This window comes from Streptomyces sp. NPDC030165, assembly GCF_055573595.1.
The window spans coordinates 220441-227185 of sequence record NZ_JBVIBD010000017.1 but is presented as its reverse complement, the minus strand read 5'-3'; the positions used below and the strand labels follow the sequence as shown (position 1 = coordinate 227185).

Below are 6745 nucleotides of genomic sequence, written 5' to 3'. Positions count from 1 at the left end.
ACGATCATCTCCAGCTCGGCGACCGCCTCCTCGGCAAGCTCGACGGCCCGGAGTGTGTGGGGCATCGAGCGGGCCGCGTCGGCGATGACGAACGCGTCCCGGGCGTCGGTCTTGGCCTCGCCGGGGTGCAGGTCGGCGATCCGCCGCATGGTCAGCCCCGGCAGATAGGCGACCTTGCAGCCCATGTCGCGGGCGACGGCCAGCGGCAGGGCGCCGATGGAAGCGGGCTGATCGACGACCACCAGCACGGTGCCGTGCTTGGCCTGGAGTCTGCCGAAGACGTCGCGGAGCTTGGGTTCGCTGTTGGGCAGGCGCTTGTCGAAGGCTTTCTTCCCGGCGGGGGTGACGGCGGTGGCGTGATGTTCGCCCTTGCCGACGTCCAGGCCGAGGAAGGCGCCGATCTCGCTGACGTCGATCACGTGCGTCCTCTGGTCGTTCCGGCCCGGCCGTCCCACGGCACCGATCGCCACATCCACATGACGAAGAGCCTCCCGACCTGCGAAGAAGCCGGTGGTCATGCCCCTAATCAGCGGTCTGTCGATGCCTCCGGAGCCGGTGACACCCCCCCAGGCCATGTGTTCGACAGGGGGAGACAGTCATGCCAACTCCGGAGGCCGGGCGCCCCATTGCGGGGCCACCAAGAAGGTAATTGGGAGGGGAGGGTGGGGTGCCCGGCGGTGTGCGGGGAGGCGTGGCCGCCGGGCACCGGTGGGTTGGTCAGGCGGTGTCGAGGCAGACGGGCAGGTGGTCTGAGACGGCCTTGGTGTCCCCGTTGGAGATGGTGGTGTAGTGGGTGGGGGTGATCTGGCGGCCGGCGTAGAGGATGTGGTCCAGGCGCAGGGGGGTGGGTTCGTTGTCGTAGCGGTGGCCGACCGTGGCCTGGCGCGGGTAGTCGGGCAGCAGGTCCTGCGGGTCGGTCCAGCCCGCCGCGTACAGCACGTTCAGGGCGCGGCGGTCGGTGTCGCCGAACGTGCCGTTCTCGTGCTCACCGCGGACGAGGCGATAGCGGGCCTGGAGGTTGGCGGGCACGTCGTGGTCCCAGTCGGGTCCGGACCCTGGCCGATGGGAGTTTCGGCAGCCGGGCCACGGTCGGCGGTGTTGAGGTCGCCGAGGAGCACGGCATGGTTCGGCCGCCCGGGGAAGGAGCCGGCGTAGTCGGTGAGCCACTTGGCCTCGTGCAGCCGTTTGTCTCCGTCATAGGGGCACAGGTGGGTGGTGAGGTTCGTGGTCTCGGTGCCGCCGATGATGACGCGGGCGCGGGCGAGGCCGTGGTGAAAGGCACCGCCGGTGGGAACCTGCTGGTAGCCCAGGACGGTGACCGCGGCGGAACGGTAGAGCAAGACCAGGTGGTTCTCGCCGTCGCCGATGTGGCTGGTGACCGGGGGCAGGGGCACCATGCCCAGGGGGTTGGCCAGCTCGTACAGGCGGGACCAGTCGTCGCGGTGCCAGCCGGTAATCTCTTGGAGGGCCAGGATGTCCGGTGCCGGGTCGAGGCCGGTGAGGACATCGATCTGGTTGTAGCGGCGGTCCTCGGCACCGCCGCGGTCGATGCCGCCATTCTCCAGGTTCCAAATGACATAGCGGGCCATCAGCGCTGCCCTTCCGGCTCGTCCTCGCCGGGCCTGCCGGCCGCCATGGTCGGGGTGGGGAAGAAGTTGCGGCGCAGCCAGCCGTCGACGTCGTCGACCTCAGTCTCGACCGGACAGGAGGTGCGCAGCTGGCCCCAGATGCCGTTGAACGCTTTCAGGCCGACCTTGTCGATGGCGGTCGTGACGAACGCGCGACCGTCGTCGTACAGCCGACGGGTTTTGCCTTGCTTGTCGGTGGTGGGGTCGGTGTGCCAGCCCAGTGGCTGGCCGAGGAGCTTGGTGGTGGTCTGGTGGTCGGCCCAGGAGGCGTGTCCTTCAATCAGAAACCTGGCGGCGCAGCGGGTGGCTTCCTTGCTGTCGGGCATCCGCATGCCGTAGCCGTAGGGCGACATGACGAAGTCCAGCGCCCGCCCGCCGGTTGCCCGGTGCTGGGCGAGGTGGGTCAGCTCGTGGGCGATCGTGCGCAGGAGCTGGTCGTCGTCGTGGCCGGCGTGTACAACGGAGCGCGCGATGATGAGGATCTGCGGACGCATCTGGGTGTCCTCGAAGCCCATCGCGATGGTGTCCTGCCAGGACTCGGTGATGTGCTGTGCGCTGCGGTCGAAGTGCTCGCGTGCCCTGGCGAACTCGTGCTCGTCGATCAGGCGCCGGCCGTAGCTCTCGCCGCGCAGGCGGTGCATCATCGCGCCGGTGTGTTCTCGGTCCGCGGCGATCAGGGCGTCGACGGTCACGAGGCGGAGCAGCGGCCGGGTGGGCAGCGGCAGGCCGGTGACGGCTTCCACGACGGGGGCTGCGGTTTCGGCGAGTGCGGCGATCCGGGCGCCGAGCGCGTCGTGGGCGGGCCCAGCTTCCTGCCGTATGTCGCAGATCGGGGTGCCGGGCGTGGGCGTTGGGGGTGTGGTCATGATGTGCGCTCCGATCGGAGGGAGGACGGGCCGAGGAACGGCACGTGGGGTTGGTCGGGCATGGGGACGCACAGGTGCACGGGGACGGTGAAGGCCGTGTCACCGTCGATGCATATGCAGGTGTCCCCGCAGAAGTAGGTGCCGGGCTGGCGTGGCAGCGACCAGTGGGCTGCGGGTGCCGGCGGCAGGGGGCGGATGGTCAACCAGGTCTCCTGTCGGCGTTGCTGGAACCGGGCGTGGTCCGGCTGGGGTGGGGGCCAGCTGGGGTGGGGGCCGGTGCTGGGACGCTCGGGCTTCCCAGCACCGGCCCGGCCGCCCCGCCAACGACCCCCGCCGAGGGACGGCCCTTCCTTCCTGGGGGCGCCGCGGGGGCTGTAACGGTGCTTTCGGGAAGGGGCGGAGGCCGCTGGTGGCGGTCTCCTGGGCGCGGTATGGGCCTGTCCGCGCCCTCCCGCGAGGCAGGTGTGCGGTGCCTCGCGGAAGCCGGTCGTCAGTCCTGGCCTGGTCCGGGCAGCAGGCGGTAGGTGTGACCCAGCGTGATCAGGTGCGCTTCGGTGCTGGCCCCTGCCTTCACCAAGAGCGCGTTGATGGCTTTCCGGGTGTCGACCCGGAAGAGCCCCGCCGCCGCGGCGACCTCCTGGGGGGACGGGTGGCGAGCGACCGCTTTCCACAGCCGCAGCTCCGTGGGGTCGAATGCCACCGGCGGCTCAACGGCATCGGGCAGGGGGAGCTGGCCGGTGACGTAGGCGCGGTGCACCAGGCTCGCGGGGCTTCCCTGTCCGATCTTGTCGCGGATCTTGGACATGTAGGTGTGGACCGTCGTGAGCTGGATGCGCATCTTGTCGGCCACGGCGGTGGTGATCAGCCCGTCGGCGAGGTAGGCCAGGCAACGAAGCTCGCTGGGCGACAGCTTGGTGTGGTCGGTGGTGAGGGACATTGGGACTCCTGGTGGTGCGCGGTCGGGAAGGGCGGGGCTGGCGCGGACGGCGGTGCGCGGGCGGCGACGGTGCGGGTCACCGGGGGGCGAGTTCGGTCGGCTGGAACGTCACGACCGTGACCTTCGTCAGCTTCCGGACGAGTCGGTCGGCGACGACCCAGCGCTGCGAGGCGTGCCCATAGGGCAGCAGGACGGCGGCGTCGACGGTCTCGAAGGCGGTGCCGGCGCGCCGCAAGGCCCGCCCGCGGATGCCGTACAGGGCGGGGTCGGCCGACCGGACAGCGGCGTAGCCGTCCCGCAGGTCGGTGCGGTAGCGGGCGTAGTGGAGGGCGTGCTCCAGACACACCGCGGGCCAGGTGGTCAGCCGGCCCTCGAAGGGGGCGTCGTCGGAGGTCGGCTCCAGGAACAGCCAGCCGCCGGTGGTCTTGCTGGCGGGGTAGTTGCAGACCGGGCAGTGCAGGCGGCTCATCGTCTCCCGGAGCCGGTCGGGGTGAACCTCCCCGGCCACCGGGTCACCGGTCGGTCGCCCGGCGGAGTCCCGGCGGTGGTGGAAGCGCCGCCACAGGACGTCGTGATGGTCACGGTCGTCGGGGGCCTCGTTGGCGTAGGTCACCCCCCACTGTCCGGCCCCGACGCCCAGTTTCAGTTCCTTGTCGACCGGGCCCTCGTCTGTACGTAGCGCGACGTATGGGGTGGTGGGGCGCTGTCGCGACGGCTGGGGTGCATGGTGCTCGGGGAGGTGCGCAGCCGATGAGGTGTCGGGGTTGGGGGTGAGCATCGTCCTGCCTGCTGTTCGGAGGTGGATCGGACGGGCGCTCCGGCCGCGGGACGGGGTGTCTGCGCGGCCGGAGGCGATCGTTCGGCCGGCCGGGCCCGCTGGGAATGAAGGCGGGCCCGGCGGCCCCGCGCACCCGCCCGCTTCCCTGGGGGCCGTTGGGGGCGGGCCGGCTGCCGCCTTCGGGGTGGTCAAGGTCCTGAAGGGGCCGCGCGGTCGCGGTGACGTTCCGGCGCCACCGCATCTCCCGGAGGCTGACGGGACGACAGCGCTTCCGGAAGAAGAGGTCGTACGGGAGTGGCGCAGGCGGTTGCCTGCGGTTGCGCCGTGGCGGCTCGCCAGGCCAGCCGTAGCCTGGCGAGCCGGCGGCCGAGCCACCCACTCGGCCCGGCTGCCTCCGGTGACCGCTGTACCGGGAGCAGCCTCACGGCGCCTCCGTGGCCGCACCGTCCCGCGCGAGGAGAGAGGGCAGGAGCGGTATGACGGCCGGGAGGCGGCGGGCACGGCCGGTGCGGCGGCCGTACCCGGGCGCGGGGTACGAGACCCGCGCCTTCCTCGGGCGGTGTCCCCTCAGTCCGCCCGAGGAAGTTCAGGGGATGCGCGCTGACTGGGCCGGCGCCTGAGCACACACTGCGGGAGCTGCGCTTCGGTGAGTCGGCTCAGGTGGGGCTGGCGTTGCGGCTGGCGGCGCAGCAGGGTGGCCGACGTGGGGGTACTGCGCAGGGCCTCCATGCCGTGGCGGGCGGCCAGGACGTCGGCCAGGTCCGCGTCGACCGTCCATGCAGCCAGCCAGCCCACCTGCCCGTAGTCCGCGGCGTAGTGGGCGAACCAGCTCGTCAGCAGCGGTCCGTACGACTCGGCGTGCGGACCGTCGGGGTCGGTATACAGGTCGTCGATCCACAACGCCATGCCGGGTTGCGGCCGGAACCGCACATCGCACGCGAGACTTCTGGACAGCACGGCGCAGCAGCGGATCTCGGAGCCTTCCAGCAGGAGCCAGGTCAGCGGATGGCCCTTGACCACCTGCCCGAGCAGGGACGTCAGTGCGCAGTCGACGGAGCCGGGGGGCGCAGGGGCGCTGCCTTGCATCCAGTGCGTCAGCCGCGGCAGGCGTCGGCGGACGGCCCGCTGATCGGCGAGTTCCGCCGGGCGGACGAGGTAGCACGGTGCACTCCGGGCCGTGGTGGTGTCTGCCGGTGCGCGGTCGGTGATGGGCATCTACGCCACCTCGCTGACGAGGACACCGTCGTGCAGGCGGATGGTCTTGCCGTGGGCGTATGCCTTGAGGGCGGACTCGATCAGGGGCGTCGCGTCCCCGCAGTAGTCGGCCACTGCGGCAGCGGGCAGCCACCGGTAGCCGTCGAGTACGCCGAGGGGGATCCGCTGCCGCCGGGTCGCTACCCGGGCGAAGAGGCGCACCTTGAAGATGCGAAGCGGTGTTCCGGACTGCGGGTCGTCGCTGACGATGTTCTCGGCGAGGACCCGGCCGGCCGAGCCGTGCAGCCCGGTCTCGCTCGCGACGGTGCGCATCAGCCCGTACGGGTCGCCGTTGTCCTCGCCCGGCTCGCCGCCGGGCAGCCGGTACAGCCCTCCCGGTGCGTCGTCGGACCGTACGACCAGGACTTCGCTGCCGGGGTCCATGACCAGGGCGGACGAGATGTGCTGCACTTCCACGACGGCAGAGCCGTCCATTGAGGTCTCCAAGGGGTCGGGCCGCGTCAGGCCGCTGCGGGAGGTGAGGGGGAGGAGGGGGCGGTGGGGTTCCAGGGCATCGCACGGCGGTGTCACCGTCGGGCCCTGGCGGATGAAACGCTGGAACGGCTCCGAACACATCGCGCAGCCGTAGACGGTGGCCGGGTACTCCCAGCACGAGACCAGGACCGGCGGCTGGCCGGGCGCGGTGCGCCAGGTCCGCACCGAGGTTTCGAACGTGCCGACCGGATCGGTGGCCACGCCGCGACGGCCGCACCACAGCCAGCACAGCTCGCCGCCGACGCCGGACAACGCGCGCCGGATGCACAGCCGCAGGCACGGCTCGCACGAGTACAGCGGGACGGTCTGGCCCCAGGACCGGGCGACACCGGTCCACATCAGCGGGCGCGGGCGCGCTGGCTTGCAGGCCAGCCAGCACAAACCGCGCCAGATCGCCTCCGGGCCTCTCATACGACACCTCGTACGGGCAGTGCACCGGCCGGTACGCGGGCGGCGAGGCAGCCGACGGAGACGACATGGCGTGCCCGGCCCGCGGTGACGCCGATGCTCAGGTACGTCCGCCGGGTGGTCAGGTACTCGGCATACCGTTCCCGTGACCGGGCCTGGCGTAAAGGGGTCAGGTTCAGCATCGTCGGCTGGGCCGGGTCCTTCGCGATGCTCTCCAGGGTGGTGTAGAGCCAGGTCACCGCCTGAATGGCGTGCGAGGCACGCCCCCGGGGACTCGGTGCTGGTCACCGTATACGTCCGCCGGGCCGCCGAACGGCCGGTGCGTGTGCGACACCCACCAGGCAAGGGTGCACTCGTCGGCGAGCAGGCGCAGCGGCTC

General features: G+C 71.6%; 10 protein-coding genes. All 10 read right to left on the bottom strand.

What is annotated here, in order from left to right; all coding sequences use genetic code 11:
- Positions 1 to 419 (bottom strand): IS110 family transposase (locus tag ACZ4Z1_RS29260; protein WP_468489638.1); only part of this gene is annotated, 419 nt, incomplete at its 3' end.
- A 298-nt stretch (positions 420 to 717) separates the two neighbouring features.
- Complete coding sequence (locus ACZ4Z1_RS29255; protein ID WP_468489637.1) at positions 718 to 1029, bottom strand: hypothetical protein; 312 nt, start codon at positions 1027 to 1029, stop codon at positions 718 to 720.
- Entirely contained in the window at positions 942 to 1589 is a 648-nt protein-coding gene (locus ACZ4Z1_RS29250; RefSeq protein ID WP_468489636.1) for an endonuclease/exonuclease/phosphatase family protein, read from the bottom strand. The genes ACZ4Z1_RS29255 and ACZ4Z1_RS29250 overlap by 88 nt, the downstream gene beginning before the upstream one ends.
- Positions 1589 to 2494, bottom strand: a complete 906-nt coding sequence (locus ACZ4Z1_RS29245; protein ID WP_468489635.1) for a hypothetical protein — start codon at positions 2492 to 2494, stop codon at positions 1589 to 1591. The genes ACZ4Z1_RS29250 and ACZ4Z1_RS29245 overlap by 1 nt, the downstream gene beginning before the upstream one ends.
- Positions 2491 to 2697, bottom strand: a complete 207-nt coding sequence (locus ACZ4Z1_RS29240) for a hypothetical protein (protein ID WP_468489634.1) — start codon at positions 2695 to 2697, stop codon at positions 2491 to 2493. The genes ACZ4Z1_RS29245 and ACZ4Z1_RS29240 overlap by 4 nt, the downstream gene beginning before the upstream one ends.
- 287 nt (positions 2698 to 2984) lie before the next feature.
- Positions 2985 to 3431 carry a LuxR C-terminal-related transcriptional regulator gene (locus ACZ4Z1_RS29235; protein WP_468489633.1) on the bottom strand — a complete coding sequence of 149 codons (447 nt, stop codon included), beginning with the start codon at positions 3429 to 3431 and terminating at the stop codon, positions 2985 to 2987.
- Between the two features lie 76 nt (positions 3432 to 3507).
- Positions 3508 to 4209: a hypothetical protein gene (locus ACZ4Z1_RS29230; RefSeq protein ID WP_468489632.1), complete on the bottom strand. Its 702-nt coding sequence runs from the start codon at positions 4207 to 4209 to the stop codon at positions 3508 to 3510.
- 567 nt (positions 4210 to 4776) lie between these two features.
- Positions 4777 to 5424, bottom strand: a complete 648-nt coding sequence (locus ACZ4Z1_RS29225; protein ID WP_468489631.1) for a hypothetical protein — start codon at positions 5422 to 5424, stop codon at positions 4777 to 4779.
- Positions 5425 to 6369 carry an NUDIX hydrolase gene (locus tag ACZ4Z1_RS29220; protein ID WP_468489630.1) on the bottom strand — a complete coding sequence of 315 codons (945 nt, stop codon included), beginning with the start codon at positions 6367 to 6369 and terminating at the stop codon, positions 5425 to 5427. It abuts the gene before it with no gap.
- Entirely contained in the window at positions 6366 to 6605 is a 240-nt protein-coding gene (locus tag ACZ4Z1_RS29215; RefSeq protein ID WP_468489629.1) for a hypothetical protein, read from the bottom strand. Before ACZ4Z1_RS29215 ends, ACZ4Z1_RS29220 begins: the two co-directional genes overlap by 4 nt.
- Between the last annotated feature and the right edge of the window lie 140 nt (positions 6606 to 6745).

Coding starts and splice junctions, on each gene's coding strand:
- ACZ4Z1_RS29250 (WP_468489636.1), bottom strand. CDS start 1,589: ATGGCCCGCTATGTCATTTGGAACCTGGAGAATGGCGGCATCGACCGC.
- ACZ4Z1_RS29245 (WP_468489635.1), bottom strand. CDS start 2,494: ATGACCACACCCCCAACGCCCACGCCCGGCACCCCGATCTGCGACATA.
- ACZ4Z1_RS29235 (WP_468489633.1), bottom strand. CDS start 3,431: ATGTCCCTCACCACCGACCACACCAAGCTGTCGCCCAGCGAGCTTCGT.
- ACZ4Z1_RS29230 (WP_468489632.1), bottom strand. CDS start 4,209: ATGCTCACCCCCAACCCCGACACCTCATCGGCTGCGCACCTCCCCGAG.
- ACZ4Z1_RS29225 (WP_468489631.1), bottom strand. CDS start 5,424: ATGCCCATCACCGACCGCGCACCGGCAGACACCACCACGGCCCGGAGT.
- ACZ4Z1_RS29220 (WP_468489630.1), bottom strand. CDS start 6,369: ATGAGAGGCCCGGAGGCGATCTGGCGCGGTTTGTGCTGGCTGGCCTGC.